Origin of the sequence: Dyella choica (assembly GCF_003977665.1) — a bacterium.
In the GTDB taxonomy this organism is placed as follows: Bacteria; Pseudomonadota; Gammaproteobacteria; order Xanthomonadales; family Rhodanobacteraceae; genus Dyella_B; species Dyella_B choica.
The window spans coordinates 301,146-314,378 of record NZ_RYYV01000003.1; the positions used below are offsets into that span (position 1 = coordinate 301,146).

General features: G+C 61.4%; 15 protein-coding genes. 5 read left to right on the top strand and 10 right to left on the bottom strand.

The genetic code is table 11. The features are described 5' to 3' along the window. Positions 1-106: 106 nt before the first annotated feature. The 3 genes from EKH80_RS05770 to EKH80_RS05780 all read right to left on the bottom strand — a co-directional run bounded on the left by EKH80_RS05770 (position 107) and on the right by EKH80_RS05780 (position 2,476). Positions 107-655, bottom strand: a complete 549-nt coding sequence (locus EKH80_RS05770) for a cytochrome b (protein WP_126683774.1) — start codon at positions 653-655, stop codon at positions 107-109. Beyond that, complete coding sequence (locus EKH80_RS05775; protein ID WP_126683775.1) at positions 652-1,728, bottom strand: catalase family peroxidase; 1,077 nt, start codon at positions 1,726-1,728, stop codon at positions 652-654. The genes EKH80_RS05770 and EKH80_RS05775 overlap by 4 nt, the downstream gene beginning before the upstream one ends. Before the next feature lie 181 nt (positions 1,729-1,909). Beyond that, entirely contained in the window at positions 1,910-2,476 is a 567-nt protein-coding gene (locus EKH80_RS05780; RefSeq protein WP_126683776.1) for a hypothetical protein, read from the bottom strand. A gap of 182 nt (positions 2,477-2,658) precedes the next feature. Here EKH80_RS05780 and hutU point away from each other — a divergent pair, with 182 nt between their 5' ends. From hutU to EKH80_RS05795, 3 genes are all read left to right on the top strand, one after another. Beyond that, entirely contained in the window at positions 2,659-4,329 is a 1,671-nt protein-coding gene (gene hutU / locus EKH80_RS05785) for a urocanate hydratase (RefSeq protein WP_126683777.1), read from the top strand. A gap of 130 nt (positions 4,330-4,459) precedes the next feature. Further along, positions 4,460-4,822 (top strand): hypothetical protein, encoded by a 363-nt coding sequence (locus EKH80_RS05790; RefSeq protein WP_126683778.1) that lies wholly within the window; start codon positions 4,460-4,462, stop codon positions 4,820-4,822. 469 nt (positions 4,823-5,291) lie between these two features. Continuing rightward, on the top strand, positions 5,292-5,873 hold the full coding sequence (locus tag EKH80_RS05795) for a PH domain-containing protein (RefSeq protein WP_158628761.1): 582 nt from the start codon (positions 5,292-5,294) through the stop codon (positions 5,871-5,873). 212 nt (positions 5,874-6,085) lie between these two features. Here EKH80_RS05795 and EKH80_RS05800 read toward each other — a convergent pair whose 3' ends face one another. The 5 genes from EKH80_RS05800 to EKH80_RS05820 all read right to left on the bottom strand — a co-directional run bounded on the left by EKH80_RS05800 (position 6,086) and on the right by EKH80_RS05820 (position 10,261). Next, positions 6,086-6,523 carry a hypothetical protein gene (locus tag EKH80_RS05800; protein WP_196240343.1) on the bottom strand — a complete coding sequence of 146 codons (438 nt, stop codon included), beginning with the start codon at positions 6,521-6,523 and terminating at the stop codon, positions 6,086-6,088. Then, positions 6,510-6,968, bottom strand: coding sequence for a L,D-transpeptidase family protein (locus EKH80_RS05805; protein WP_126683780.1), 459 nt, complete (start codon positions 6,966-6,968; stop codon positions 6,510-6,512). The genes EKH80_RS05800 and EKH80_RS05805 overlap by 14 nt, the downstream gene beginning before the upstream one ends. Before the next feature lie 154 nt (positions 6,969-7,122). Further along, on the bottom strand, positions 7,123-8,466 hold the full coding sequence (locus tag EKH80_RS05810) for an amidohydrolase family protein (protein WP_230473446.1): 1,344 nt from the start codon (positions 8,464-8,466) through the stop codon (positions 7,123-7,125). A 124-nt stretch (positions 8,467-8,590) separates the two neighbouring features. Next, the gene (locus EKH80_RS05815) at positions 8,591-9,250 is read right to left on the bottom strand and encodes an antibiotic biosynthesis monooxygenase family protein (protein WP_126683781.1); all 660 of its coding nucleotides are present in this window, start codon (positions 9,248-9,250) and stop codon (positions 8,591-8,593) included. A gap of 9 nt (positions 9,251-9,259) precedes the next feature. Then, on the bottom strand, positions 9,260-10,261 hold the full coding sequence (locus tag EKH80_RS05820; protein ID WP_126683782.1) for an alpha/beta hydrolase: 1,002 nt from the start codon (positions 10,259-10,261) through the stop codon (positions 9,260-9,262). Between the two features lie 134 nt (positions 10,262-10,395). Here EKH80_RS05820 and EKH80_RS05825 point away from each other — a divergent pair, with 134 nt between their 5' ends. Both EKH80_RS05825 and EKH80_RS05830 read left to right on the top strand, forming a co-directional pair. After that, a complete protein-coding gene (locus tag EKH80_RS05825) occupies positions 10,396-10,848 on the top strand; it encodes a hypothetical protein (protein ID WP_126683783.1) in 453 nt (150 codons plus the stop codon). 111 nt (positions 10,849-10,959) lie between these two features. After that, the gene (locus EKH80_RS05830; protein ID WP_329955468.1) at positions 10,960-12,084 is read left to right on the top strand and encodes a phosphatidylinositol-specific phospholipase C1-like protein; all 1,125 of its coding nucleotides are present in this window, start codon (positions 10,960-10,962) and stop codon (positions 12,082-12,084) included. Between the two features lie 12 nt (positions 12,085-12,096). Here EKH80_RS05830 and EKH80_RS05835 read toward each other — a convergent pair whose 3' ends face one another. Both EKH80_RS05835 and EKH80_RS05840 read right to left on the bottom strand, forming a co-directional pair. Then, a complete protein-coding gene (locus tag EKH80_RS05835) occupies positions 12,097-12,648 on the bottom strand; it encodes a YbhB/YbcL family Raf kinase inhibitor-like protein (protein ID WP_126683784.1) in 552 nt (183 codons plus the stop codon). Beyond that, positions 12,645-13,202 (bottom strand): hypothetical protein, encoded by a 558-nt coding sequence (locus EKH80_RS05840; protein WP_126683785.1) that lies wholly within the window; start codon positions 13,200-13,202, stop codon positions 12,645-12,647. Before EKH80_RS05840 ends, EKH80_RS05835 begins: the two co-directional genes overlap by 4 nt. Positions 13,203-13,233: the final 31 nt, after the last annotated feature.

Genomic DNA, 13,233 nt, shown 5'->3' on the forward strand with positions numbered 1-13,233 from the left:
CCGAATGACAGCGTTGGAATAGCAAGGAAGACCCATCGCAGATCAGGCACGCAAGTGCCTGATCTGGCATGACCGAATCCGGACATGTTTAGGTTGCGACCTTGCTTCACTCCGTTCCATGCCCGATGCCAGTCATGCTCGAAAGCACCCCATCCCTGCGAATCAGCCCGTGATACAACGCGGCCCCAAGGTGCGCCAAGAACGTCAGGAACAACAAAATCGCCAACCACGCATGCGCATGTCGCAGGATCGCAAATGCCGCCGCATTCACCGGAAAGATGGGTGGCAAGCGCACCGAGTGGCTGAGCATCACCGGATAACCACCGGCCGACAGCATTGCCCAGCCGACCAGGGGCATTGCCAGCATCAGCGCGTACAGCAGGTAGTGCGATGCATGCGCAGCGAGCTTCTGCACGGCGGGCAGGTCGGTGGGCAGGGGCGGCGGCGGGTTGCGCAGGCGTACCGTGAGCCGGACTATGGCGAGCATGAGTATCGCGATGCCCAGCGGCTTATGAATCGCAAGCAGCCAGGCGTGCCGCTCGGAGACGGATGCCACCATGCCCACGCCGATGAACAGCATCGACACGATCATCAGCGCCATCAACCAGTGCAGCACGCGGGCGGCAAGCACGAACTGGGTGGAAGAGCGCGTCATGGCTTGGTCTCCGGGTTGCTGGTGGCCACGGCGGTGCCGGGAAGATGCGCTTCCTCGCTGGTGCGGCGCAGATAGGATGTGGCGTATGCAGCAGAACGTGCGGGTAGCAGCGGATCGCCGGAAATCTCGATCCCGTGTGGCAGTACGGTCGGGTCGTAATTGATGTCGCGGCACTCGCCGCTTTCCTGTGTTTCGGTGCCGGTAAGCACCAGTGTGCCGGCGTCGATCTCGCGACGATCCGAGGGCCATGTCTTGGTCGCGTCATCGGTGGGGTCGCCTGGATTGGCGAGCGTGACGATCAAGTGCCAGTGCCGCGGTCCTTGTGCGAGCCGCCGGGTGAGATCGGCTTCCAGGTAATCCGCATCGCTGCCGCCGGTTGACGTATCGCTGGTTTCCGGCACTACACGCCAACGCACCGGGTGCTTTTCGCCATTCGCATCGACAAGTACGAACGCATTCAAGCTCCAGTAGCTTTCGGTCGCATAGCTGGCGGAGGGTTTGGCCGTCTTCACCCACTCGCGAAACGCCGCTGTTTCAGGATGTGCCGCGAAAAACGCACCGATCTTGGTGGAGTCGGGCTTGCCGGTGGAGGGATCGGGCTGCTGCGCCTGAAGCAGTTCATAGAATGCCTGCGGCGTGGCGACCGGAAACACCGGCATGCTGTTCATGCCGGTGCGCCACTGCTGGCCGTTGGCTTGCGTAAAACGCAAGGCCAGGCTGCGGATGGGGACACTGCCGTCTGGCGCATAGGGATTGCCACCGGGAATTGCAAAGCGGCCCACCACCGGCGTCCGGCCTGGCGTGAACACCAGTGCATCCGAATAGACCTGCGCCTGGCCGTTGCTGTCGAAGTAGCCAGCCACGCACACCCCTTTCGCGTGATTGCGGCGGTAGCCGGCAAACACGCCGGCATTGGCTTGCAGCTGATTCACCAGTCGCTGCGCCGTCAATCGGTGTGGCGTCAGCCAGCCGCTGACATAGCCGAAAGCCAGGACCATGACGATCAGCACGAGGCCGATCAATGCGAATCGCGCAAGTACATTTCGGCCGGAAAGAGGCGGTGAGTCATGCATGGATCAAGTCCTGGCAGGAAGGATTCATCGGATTACCTTCGTCCGTGACCGGCCTACAGTTACAGCTTGGTGCGCACTCACCGTCCAAGCACCTCGGCGCTCGTTCGGCGATACGCGCAGGCCATAAGCGGCGGGCGCGTCGATATCGAAACTGTCGGGCCGCAGTTTCTCAGCGTGACGGCTATTTCACCGGCGCCATCAAATGCTGGTACGGCGTGCCTGCCCACATCACATAAGGCATGGACGTATCGGGGTCGGCGTTCTTCGGATACATGTCGTAGAAGGACGGATCGGCACCCACGATCATGAAATGAGGTCCGGTCTTGATCCAGTGGTTGCTCGGCAGCGGTTTTTTCGCGTACGGATCGGTATTGCTGGCATCCGTGCCGCCTTCGAGCATGTACATCACGCCGATCTTGCCGGTCGGCGGCGGCTTGTGAGCCATATACGCCTGCGCCCATTCGAACGCGTTCTTGTCCATGCACATCGGATCGGGGCCGGGCGTGGCCGGATTGTCGGGCATGCAGGTGTAGCCATTGCTGCCTTGGCGCAGTGTGCGCATCGTGCCATCGGGATTCATGGCGACGATGGTGGCGCCCTTTGCCACGCCCGGCGGCGCCGCACGCATGGCGCTGGCAATGAGCTGGGCATCCTTGGGTGCTGGTTTGTCGGCTGCCCATACGGCACTCGTTGCAACGAGCAGGGCAGCGATGGCAGTGAACCGGTACTTCGAGCCTTTGGCGCGCATAAGGCCTCCCGCGTCGGTTGGGCAGGTCATCCTGGGGGTTCCGCCAATGAGTCTGGGCGCCGGCCGGTGCAAGGCCTGTCAATTCGCCGCGCGAGGGCCGGCTTTTGCCGCAGCGCAGTTGGCGCCCCTGGAACGGGGCGACCATAATGGTTGCTTTCCCATGGCAGTCGCAGGATCTCCCGATGAACGCCCCCACCCGCATCGACACCACCCGCACCATTCGCGCTCCGCATGGCACGGCGCTGACCTGCAAGAGCTGGCTCACCGAGGCCCCGTACCGCATGCTCCAGAACAATCTGGACCCGGCCGTGGCGGAAAACCCGGCGGAACTGGTGGTCTATGGCGGCATCGGCCGCGCTGCGCGCAACTGGGAATGCTTCGACGCCATCCTGCGCGCCTTGCGTGACCTCAACGACGACGAAACCCTGCTGGTGCAGTCCGGCAAGCCGGTGGGTGTGTTCCCCACCCATCCGGATGCGCCGCGCGTGCTGATCGCCAATTCCAACCTGGTGCCGGCGTGGGCGAACTGGGAGCACTTCAACGAGCTGGATAAGAAGGGCCTGATGATGTACGGCCAGATGACGGCCGGTTCGTGGATCTACATCGGCTCGCAGGGCATCGTGCAGGGCACCTACGAAACGTTTGTGGAAATGGGCCGCCAGCACTATCAGGGCAGCCTCAAGGGCAAGTGGATCCTCACCGCGGGTCTCGGCGGCATGGGCGGTGCGCAGCCGTTGGCCGCCTCGCTGGCCGGTGCATGCAGCCTCAATATCGAATGTCAGCAGAGCCGCATCGAATTCCGTCTCAAAACGCGCTACGTCGACGAGCAAGCCAACGATCTGGACGATGCGCTGGCCCGCATCGAGAAATACACCAAGGCCGGCGAAGCCAAGTCCATCGCCTTGCTCGGCAATGCCGCCGACGTGCTGCCCGAACTGGTGCGCCGGGGTGTCAAGCCCGATGCGGTCACCGACCAGACCAGCGCGCACGACCCGGTCAACGGTTACCTGCCGCAAGGCTGGACGGTGGAGCAGTGGTTCGAGCGGCGCAAGAGCGATCCGGCCGGCACCGCCAAGGCCGCCAAGCAGGCCATGAAAAAGCACGTGGAAGCCATGCTCGCCTTCCATGCCCAAGGCATTCCCACCTTCGACTACGGCAACAACATCCGCCAGATGGCCAAGGACGAGGGCTGCGCCAATGCCTTCGATTTCCCCGGTTTCGTACCCGCTTTCGTGCGCCCGCTGTTCTGCCGCGGCATCGGCCCGTTCCGTTGGGTGGCGCTCTCCGGCGATCCGGAAGACATTCTGAAAACCGACGCCAAGGTGAAGGAACTGATCCCCGACGATGCGCACCTGCACAACTGGCTGGACATGGCCGAACAGCGCATCAGCTTCCAGGGCCTGCCGGCGCGCATCTGCTGGGTTGGCCTGGGGCTGCGTCACAAGCTCGGGCTGGCCTTCAACGAAATGGTGCGCAAGGGCGAACTGAAAGCTCCGATCGTGATCGGCCGCGACCACCTCGATTCCGGCTCCGTCGCCAGCCCCAACCGCGAAACCGAAGCGATGAAGGACGGCAGCGACGCCGTCTCCGATTGGCCGCTGCTCAACGCATTGCTCAACACTGCCGGTGGTGCGACGTGGGTGAGTCTCCATCACGGCGGTGGCGTGGGCATGGGTTACAGCCAGCACAGCGGCGTGGTGATCGTATGCGATGGCAGCGAGGCGGCCGACAAGCGTATCGCCCGGGTGCTGTGGAATGATCCGGGCACCGGCGTGATGCGGCATGCGGATGCCGGCTACGACATCGCCGTTCAGTGTGCGAAGGAGCAGGGGCTCAAGCTACCTATGCTGTAAAAGCATTCGCGATGTCTCGCTCCCTCCTTCGCCACTTACATGGGCGAGGGTAGGGAGCGGCGACCGTGGAGCCATAACGCTCAAGCAAGGATCATTCGGATTTTCACCCCCGCACTACGAAGGACTGCAGATGAGCGGAAACGAAACCACGGTGGTCTTGTTCCGACCAGTGGGGCCGGAGGAGCTTGAGTTGCTCCAGCAAAACCAATTTCGCCGCTGGCCGCCGAGGCTCCCTGAGCAGTCCATTTTTTATCCTGTCGCGAACGAGCGCTACGCGTGCGAAATTGCCGAGCGCTGGAACGTCAAGGACAGCAAGTACGGCGCAGTGACACGTTTTTGCGTACGAGGGGATTTCATGTCCCAATACCCCATCCAAAAGGTGGGGTCGTCTTACCACACGGAATGGTGGGTGCCGGCTGAGGATTTGGATGCGCTCAATGACAATATTGTCGGTGTCATTGAAGTGATACGAGAGTACGGCTCGCGTGCGTGAATCGCATCGAATGACTGGGATTTTGGTGCTTGGCTTAACGGCCGGTCTTTGCGGAACTGCCAAAGCGAGCGAACCCAAACCGGATGAACGCAACGCGTGTGAAAACCTGAAACGTGCAGTTGCTGTCCAGCGATCAGCGCCGCACGGCCCGCGGGAATATCGCTGCGAACTCGTCCCTGCGGAAGAAAGCGCCAAGCGTTACTACGTTTTTGCGCTACGCTCCAATTTTCCCGCTTCGCCTGATGCTGGACCTGGTTGGGTAGGCAGTGCTCTTGTTGGCTGGTTTGCAGTCTCCAAAGACACTGGCGAGATATACGAGTGGAATGTGGGGGACAACGCAGTGGGTAAACGGTTTGCTCCTGGATGGCGCCACCATTAGGCCAATGTCCCTATCTTTTGTGTTCTTGATCGGGTGCCGGCGTATAGAGTCAGGATTTGAATTGCGCAACGGGGGGGGAAGGAAATGCCTTTGCAAACAGAACAGATCTTGCGCCAGGAACTCGGCAGGGAGGAGCGGCTTCTATGGAGCAGCATGCCACTGCAGGGTCTGCGCTTGCGTACATCGGATGCCGTTGCCATCCCATTCAGTCTGCTCTGGGGCGGTTTTGCGTTCTTTTGGGAATATTCGGCCGTGACGAGCCATGCGCCGTTTTTCTTCATGCTTTGGGGTGTCCCTTTTGTATTGATGGGTTTGTACATTACGGTAGGACGGTTCTTTGTAGATGGCTATCTGCGCACCCGAACCTATTACGGTGTTACTGACCGGCGAGTCATCATCATTAGCGGCTTTTCCGGGAAAGAAGTGAAGAGCCTGAATCTGAGCGGATTGAACGACATTTCCCTAAAAGAGCAGCCTGATCGCAGCGGCAGCATTACCTTCGGAGCGAGTAATCCCATATATGCCATGAGGAGAGGTACGGCATGGCCTGGGGTGAACAAGCAGCTGGCGCCAGCGTTTGATCCGATCGCAGAAGCGCGAAAGGTTTACGATGTTGTTCGTGAGGCGCAACACGCCCAGACGGTTAGAGTGGTAGCTGGATCAGGTGGCTAGCACTGTTTGAGGAGGCACGTAAGCTTTGGTGTAAACCCTCGCATCGCTAACTACATAAACATGGCAGCGATGGCCGCCAAGCTAAAGCTGGGCTGATGCCAGAAGACTTTGTACGGCAAAAGCGCAATGAAGCTGGGATTGGCATCCCAGCCTACGCCGCTCATTCATCGCCCCGGCCTGATCCCGGGGCGATGAACGATCGAGCAAGGGTCTCAAGGCGCGCTGGAAGCTTTTGACGCGGCCTTGGCAATGCTCTTACAGAGCGACTGCATGCCGTTCGGGCAGTGCGCAGCATTCTGCTTGATCTTGTCCAGGTCGCCGGTGTCCAGCGTCGAATTGATATGCCACAGTACGAACGGGCGTAGCGCAGGCGTTTTCGCGATGAGAGGCGAGAGCTCCGGCAACGTATCCCAGTGATCGACCAGTAGACGAGCGACGGCTTCGGAGCTCCCTTCAGCAATGCTTCCGTCATCGCACTGCCTGAACTTCTCACGAAACGTAGCGATGGCCGCCCAGCTATTGAGCGTATCCACGGCGGCATCCGCAGCTTCGGCTTGGGAAGCTGCGCAGGCGGCCGCAGGCGTTTTCGCCATCGCGCTTCCCGCGGCAAGCAGGGATAGCGCCAGGAAGGCGAGTTTACGGATGCACATGGGTTTTGTGTCCATGCAGATGGTTGCCGTACTGGGCCTGCGCTTGACGGTTGCCGGCTACTTCCATGACCGTGAGCGGATCAGCGCCAATCGCATTCTTGATCGCCAGCATGGCTTCGTCGGAAGTACGAATGCAGCCCATGGTGGGATGCTGCGGGCCTGGCAGGTGTTTGGCATTGGCGCGGCCCGAATGCAGGCCAATCCCGGAATGGTGCGGCACGTCGAAGCGGATGATGCCATAAGAGCCATAAGGCCCGTTGGGGTTTGCCGCGTGGCGGTGCGGTGCGGTCTTGTCTTGAACCGGGTAGGTGCCGTTGGGCAGGTGGGATTTGACCGTGGCGTGACTGTCGACGTTGTTATAGGCAGTCCACGTACCCAGGGTTTTCCCGTCCTTGCTGATCAGGGAAACCTGGTGCTTTTCTCCATCGAAGTGCAGTTTTGACATAAGGGAGCCTTTTTTCCATGTTCACAGTGGGACAGCTTGGGAACGAAGCTCGAGGAATTACATCCATGGCCGCCTGCGAAAGGCGACCATGCTGTGGAGCGTAAATCATCAGCGACAAATATTGCATTAATCGGTCAAATAAGAGCGCCGAGTATCAGTTTTTCGTCGGCAGCTGTTTATAAACGACCCCGCCCTTCATCACAAACGGCACTTGTTCGAGCGCGCTGATGTCCTGCGTCGGATCCCCTTGCACAGCAATCACATCCGCATCCAGCCCGGCCTTGAGCTGTCCGAACTGATCCTGCTGCCGCAGAATCTTCGCATCCACTGCCGTCGCTGCCAGCAGTGCACGTGCCGGTGACATGCCGTTGCGCACCATCCATTCCAGTTCCTTGTAATTCGTGCCGTGGGTGAACACGCCCACGTCGCTGCCGCAGCCGATGGTGACGCCGGCCTGCATGGCGAGCCTGAAGGCATTGGCGGCCTGCTGCATATCGGCGGTGGGCGGCTGGCCGGGCTTCCAGCCATGGAAATACTCGGCATAGGCGGCTTCGGCCTCCAGCGTCGGCAGGTAGGCGACGTTGTGCTGTTTCATGAGCTCGAACACCTCGCGCGTGCCGCCATAGCCATGTTCGATGGTGTCGACGCCAGCCAGCACGGCGCGGCGCATGCCTTCGGCGGTGGTGGAGTGCATGGAGACAGGTAGGCCCAGCGAGTGGGCGGTGTCGACGCCGGCTTTCAGCTCATCCTCGCTGAAGGTGGGCATGGCGCCCTTGCTCTTGCCGCAATGGTAATCGGCGTAGATCTTGATCCAGTCCGCGCCATGGCCGGCCTGGTCACGCACGGCGTCGATCATTTGCGGCAGGCCGGCGACCGGAATGCCGCCTTGCGGCAGGTTCAGGTCGGTGCGAAATCCATCGGGGCCGGGGCCGTAGCAATGCGCTGCAATGGTGGCGCGCGTGGCGACAAATAGATGCGGGCCGGGGATCAGGCCCTCGTTGACGGCACGCTGCACGTCCACGTCGGAATAGCCCGCACCTTCGGTGCCCAGGTCGCGAAGCGCCGTGAAGCCCGCCATCAAGGTGTCGTGCACGTGCTGCACGGCTTCGACGGTGCGGTACGCCAGCGTTTCCTTTAACACCTGATCGTCCCACAGCGTTTCGTTATAGGGATGCAAGAAGATATGCGAGTGCGCGTCGATCAAACCAGGTAGCAAGGTAGTGCCGGGCAGTTCGATGGTTTGCGTACCGGGTGGTGCATGGACGTCCGAAGCAGGCCCCGCTGCAATGATCTTGTCACCTTGCACCAGCACCACCCAGCCGGGGTGCGCCTGTTCGCTGCGTGCATCGAACACGCGATCGGCCTTGAGCAGCCAGGCGTGATCGGCCGCTTTGGCGGACGACACAGCGTCCGCCGTTACCGTGGATGCACCCATGGCGCAAGTCATCAAAATGCCGCCGAACAACGCGGCAAGGCGTTGGAACCGTTGCTTCGACATGGTTGCTCCCCAGGGTCTTGTCGGCCGGACCAACCCTTTATAGCAAGAACGAGTCGAGAGCACGTAGGCTGGGATGACAATCCCAGCTTTCCGGTCGATGGCAACGCTGGGATTGCATCCCAGCCTACCTATTCGTCGGATAGTACTGCGGCGCCTCGCGGCGATCCTTCAAGCTGTAATCGCGGATGACCCGAATGGCGTAGATGTTAGCCCCGGCATCGCTGCCGCGGATGGCGAGCTCGGCAAAGTCGTCCGCTTCCTGCTGTGTATGCCAACCGGCAAGGACCGCACTGCGCTCGCCGGTGTTGAAGTGTTCGAACACGTCATGGTCCAGTACTTGGGGGCGCGCTGCATCGATGAGCTGGTTCAATGCGCAATCCCTGGGAAGGATGCCATCGACGATCGTCAGCGCCGTGACTTGGCCGACTTGCGTCTGGTCTTGCCGCATCCACCCTATGTGGCGATCTGCGAATCGGCCGGCGACGCGCGTCACTTCGCCCACCCGGATGCGGTAATCGTCGAGCACGCCTTCACGTCCGCGTACTTGCGCAGCGTGGTGCTGTTCCAGCGTGCGCCATTGCACTAGCGCTTTTTCGTTGTCCCACAGTGACAAGGACAACAGATAGCCGTCGCGGGAGCAACTGCGGAATCGCTCGTTTTCCAGAAAACCGGGAACCTTCGTCAGTGCCGGGCGCAGACCGGCGGCGATCCGTAAATAGTCATCCTTGTATGCAGGATGGGGTTTTACTTCGAAAACGACGGCGAATAGTGAGCGGTTGGGCATAGGTCAAGATCAAGGAGCCGTGTTTTCCGTGGCGCGGATGAAGGCGATCACGCTTTCGTACAGCGAGTGCCGGTTCTTTTCCAGATGCATGACGTGCGTGCCATCATCGATGCGTAGCTGCCACCTCAATGGGCTGCCCGTGAACCTCTCAAGAAAGCGGGCGGCGCCCGCATCGTTCACAACGTCGTCGTAGTTGCCGTACACGACGAACACCGGAACGGTCACTCTCGAGGCATCGTAGGGATAGCTCCCGGCCATGACGCTATCGATGTCCGCCAGGGGACCAAAAGGGATGCGCAATGAATCATCCGGATCGCCTTGCACATGCGGGACCGTTGCCGCAAAGGCTTGAGCCCAGCTTTGATCCATGTTGGGTTCCAGCAGGTGTTTGCCGGGAGGCAGGATGCTCTTGAAGCGCAACTGTTCAAGTCGCTGCTGCGCGGTAATTGTCCACCAGGCAGGGCGATCCGCAGGGTCTTCGGCGGTCCCCTGCACGGGAACGATCGGGCCGAACAAGGTGAGGGAGGACAGTTCATGCGGGTGTGTTGCCGCGAATGTCGCAGCCGGCAGCGTGCCCCAGGAATGGGCAACGATGTGTATCGAGGTCATGCCGTGATGCCTGCGAAGCTCGTCGACCGCCAAGGCAATCTCCCTGGCCGCAGTCTTGGCATCGGTGACCGGCCCCGCGCCATGGGCGGGGCCAGACATTGCCGGTGGCCGGCTGGACGCACCGAATCCAAGGAAATCCAGACCACAGGCTGCATAACCCTGGCGTGCGGTGGATTGGATCCAGGAATCGCCCGGCGCGAACTCGAAGCCGGAGGCCAGCATGGTCGGAAAGCTCGCGCCGTGAACAAACAGTACGCTCTTGTGCGTACTATGCGTGGGCCTGGCGCAGTGAAGCGCCAAACGCTCGGTAGGCATATCCGGGATCGTGATGAAGCGAGTGCCGACAGGAATACCCTGGATGGTTGCGGAGGAAGACAGCGCCAACAGGAATGAAGCGAGCATGCGTGACCAGGGGATGAGGAGTGCGCGGTCAAGCTAACTTAGGATCGATAAACGATGCTTCGGCCTTGAGCAAAGCATGGGAGCGAAAGGGATGCTATGGCGCACCATTCATCTCCAATGAGGGGGCTTCGTCCGTGACTTTCGAGCAGGCCATGAGCTTTATTCGCGAGCACGGGGTCGTGCTCAGCGCGGCCCGTGGGCCGGTACCGCGCATGGCCGAAGTCATTGCCGGCGAGCCGATCAAGGGCAGCTGGTGGGCGCATCCGGCCAGTCGTCAGATTTTCAGGCTGTTTCAGCAGCTGGCCGAGTCGCCGGATATCCTCGTTTGCCGTTTTGTCGATGGAAAAATCACCTTCGTGCACCGGCGGCTATGGCCCGCGCTGGTCCGGCTTGCCGATCGCTTCGAGCCGGCGCGGCTTGCGCAGGTGCACGAGGAGCACACCGCCAAAGGACATCATGAAGCGCATGAAGTGCCTTATCCGCAATGGGTGCCGGCGCAGGTATGGGAGGAAGCCAAGCGGCTCAGTGTGAAGCAAGCGCTGGCGCTGCTGGGCGCTGCCGTGCCGCCATCGAAGGCTGGCGTATAGGCCTTCGCCAAGCTGTCCCAGGGCTGCAACGTTTCCTGCCTAAGCTGTTTGGTCGCCGCGGCGCCACCGTGCGCATTCACACCCATCCTTTGACAGGGCTGCCGACACATCATGCTGCAAGGGAAATTCTTCGCCGGCTTGGCGATGATCAGCTCACTGACCACGCCCGCATTTGCTGCAAACGACACGTTGCGCATCAACCAGATCCAGGTGATCGGTACGCATAACAGCTATCACGCCGGCTTTGCGCCCAGCGCGACGATGCTGATGCAGGCCAAGGCGCCGGAAGCACTGGCTGGCATCGACTATCGCCATCCCGCGTTGACCCGGCAACTGGACGATGGTGTGCGCCAGCTTGAGCTGGACGTGTTCGCCGACAGCAAGGGCGGGCGTTACGCCAGCCCGGCCATTACGCACCTGATTGCCGAGGCGGGCCTGCCGGCCGATCCGCCGATGGCGGCCGCGGGCGTGCTCGACAAGCCCGGCTTCAAGGTGATGCACATGCAGGATATCGATCCCCGCAGTGTCTGCCAGCCTTTTGTTGCCTGCCTGGGCGAGATACGCGCCTGGTCCAAGGCGCATCCCGATCACGCCCCGTTGTTCATCCTGATCGAAACCAAGGAAGGCGAGCTGCACGAGAAGATTCCCAGCGTGATCCCCGAGCCGTTTACGCCGCTGGTGTTCGACGCGCTGGAGCGGGAGATCGCTTCGGTCTTTTCCGCCGATGAAATCATTTCGCCGGATCAGGTGCGCGGCCACCATGCCAGCCTGGACGAAGCCGTGCGCGCGAACGGCTGGCCCTCGCTGGCGAAGGCGCGTGGCAAGCTGGTGTTTCTGCTCGATCAGCGCAAAGTGGAGGCGATCTATCTGGAAGGTCACCCGGCACTGAAGGGCCGGATGATGTTTACCAATGCCACGCCAGGTGCATCGGACGCCGCCTTCACCGAGTGCAACGAATGCCGTGCGCAGGAAATCAATGCATTGGTGAGGCGTGGATATCTAGTGCGGACTCGTGCCGATGTCCCTGAGCAAGGGCAGGGTTTGCGCAATGACGGCACGCGGCGTGATGCCATCATCGGTAGTGGGGCGCAAATGATCAGCACCGATTATCCCGAGCGGGAGCCGTCCGCGCAGGGTTACGCGGTGGGGTTTCCGGGTGGCGTGGCCGTGCGCTGCAATCCTGTGCTGGCACCGCGGGGATGCATGGATGCCCCGTTGGAGCGAGTGATTCGTTGAGAGCTGTCCAGATCAATCGCCGCCGCGCGCATAAACGCCGCTGAAACGGCCTTCCGCCAGCACATGACCACGGATCGCGGTGTTCACCTCTTGTGCGCTGGCACCGGACGGTAGCGCAGGCACGTCATCCAGTGCATACACATGGAAGACATAGTGGTGGGTCGCGCCGGCTGGCGGGCAGGGGCCGCCATAGCCCATGCGGCCGAAGTTGTTGATGCCTTCGGCGGCGGCCGCGAGCCGTTGCGAGGGAGTGGATGCGCCCTCGGGCAGCTCACGCGTGTCGGCGGGAATACCGTAGGCAAGCCAGTGAAAAAATTCGACCGGCACATCCTGATCGTCCACCACGATGGCGAAGCTGCGGGTGCCGGCGGGGGGCGTAGCAAAACGGATCTCCGGCGACAGGTTGGCGCCGTCGCAGGTGAGCCTCGCCGGCATCTGGCCGCCATCCGCAAAGCTGGAGCTGCTGACCCGCAAAAGGGGGCGCATCGGTCCGGTGCCAGCCATGGCGGCCTGCGCCATCAGGAGTGCAATGCTGCACACGATGAATGAGCGCATATTCATCATTGCCCCGCATCCGCCAGGCTGACGGTGACGAAGGTGCGATGGAAGAAACGAGCGCGCAGCATGTTGTCATCCAGCGAAAAAGCGTTCGCGGGCATCGGCTTTGTCGATTCGTAAGGCGTCTGGCTGGCAAAGCGCAAGAAGGGATCGATGTATTGAAGCGTCCACGTGCCGTTCGGAGCATTCAGCGGTTCGCCGGGCAGGTCGCCGAGCTGTTGCACCCAGAAGGACACCTGGCCATCCTCGGGCAGCACGAATTGCTGGCTGGCGCTGGTTTGGCCCGCGTAATAAGGCGTGAGCGGCAGCGTCCTCACCAGGCGCGGATGCAGGCAGCCGTCGTCGCACATGGCCACCTGCAACACCATTACAGGTTGTGCGTTGGAAGCATTCACCTTGATCACGTCGCCCTTCTTCAAGGTGACGTTGCTCTGGAAAACCAGCGCCTTGCCGCTGCCGTCATGTTGCGCCACGGTGAAGGCGCTATTGTCCCTCGCGTGTGCGCCTGCGGCGACGCCGAGACCCAGCCATACGCTGGTCAAGATGCGTGAAGCGGACATGACAATCACCTCGACGGATGCCCGTGCGCCC

What these genes read in the sequence shown, in the direction of transcription:
- EKH80_RS05770 (WP_126683774.1), bottom strand. Translation starts at nt 655, where the DNA reads ATGACGCGCTCTTCCACCCAGTTCGTGCTTGCCGCCCGCGTGCTGCAC.
- EKH80_RS05775 (WP_126683775.1), bottom strand. Translation starts at nt 1,728, where the DNA reads ATGCATGACTCACCGCCTCTTTCCGGCCGAAATGTACTTGCGCGATTC.
- EKH80_RS05780 (WP_126683776.1), bottom strand. Translation starts at nt 2,476, where the DNA reads ATGCGCGCCAAAGGCTCGAAGTACCGGTTCACTGCCATCGCTGCCCTG.
- hutU (WP_126683777.1), top strand. Translation starts at nt 2,659, where the DNA reads ATGAACGCCCCCACCCGCATCGACACCACCCGCACCATTCGCGCTCCG.
- EKH80_RS05790 (WP_126683778.1), top strand. Translation starts at nt 4,460, where the DNA reads ATGAGCGGAAACGAAACCACGGTGGTCTTGTTCCGACCAGTGGGGCCG.
- EKH80_RS05800 (WP_196240343.1), bottom strand. Translation starts at nt 6,523, where the DNA reads ATGTGCATCCGTAAACTCGCCTTCCTGGCGCTATCCCTGCTTGCCGCG.
- EKH80_RS05805 (WP_126683780.1), bottom strand. Translation starts at nt 6,968, where the DNA reads ATGTCAAAACTGCACTTCGATGGAGAAAAGCACCAGGTTTCCCTGATC.
- EKH80_RS05810 (WP_230473446.1), bottom strand. Translation starts at nt 8,466, where the DNA reads ATGTCGAAGCAACGGTTCCAACGCCTTGCCGCGTTGTTCGGCGGCATT.
- EKH80_RS05815 (WP_126683781.1), bottom strand. Translation starts at nt 9,250, where the DNA reads ATGCCCAACCGCTCACTATTCGCCGTCGTTTTCGAAGTAAAACCCCAT.
- EKH80_RS05820 (WP_126683782.1), bottom strand. Translation starts at nt 10,261, where the DNA reads ATGCTCGCTTCATTCCTGTTGGCGCTGTCTTCCTCCGCAACCATCCAG.
- EKH80_RS05830 (WP_329955468.1), top strand. Translation starts at nt 10,960, where the DNA reads ATGCTGCAAGGGAAATTCTTCGCCGGCTTGGCGATGATCAGCTCACTG.
- EKH80_RS05835 (WP_126683784.1), bottom strand. Translation starts at nt 12,648, where the DNA reads ATGATGAATATGCGCTCATTCATCGTGTGCAGCATTGCACTCCTGATG.
- EKH80_RS05840 (WP_126683785.1), bottom strand. Translation starts at nt 13,202, where the DNA reads ATGTCCGCTTCACGCATCTTGACCAGCGTATGGCTGGGTCTCGGCGTC.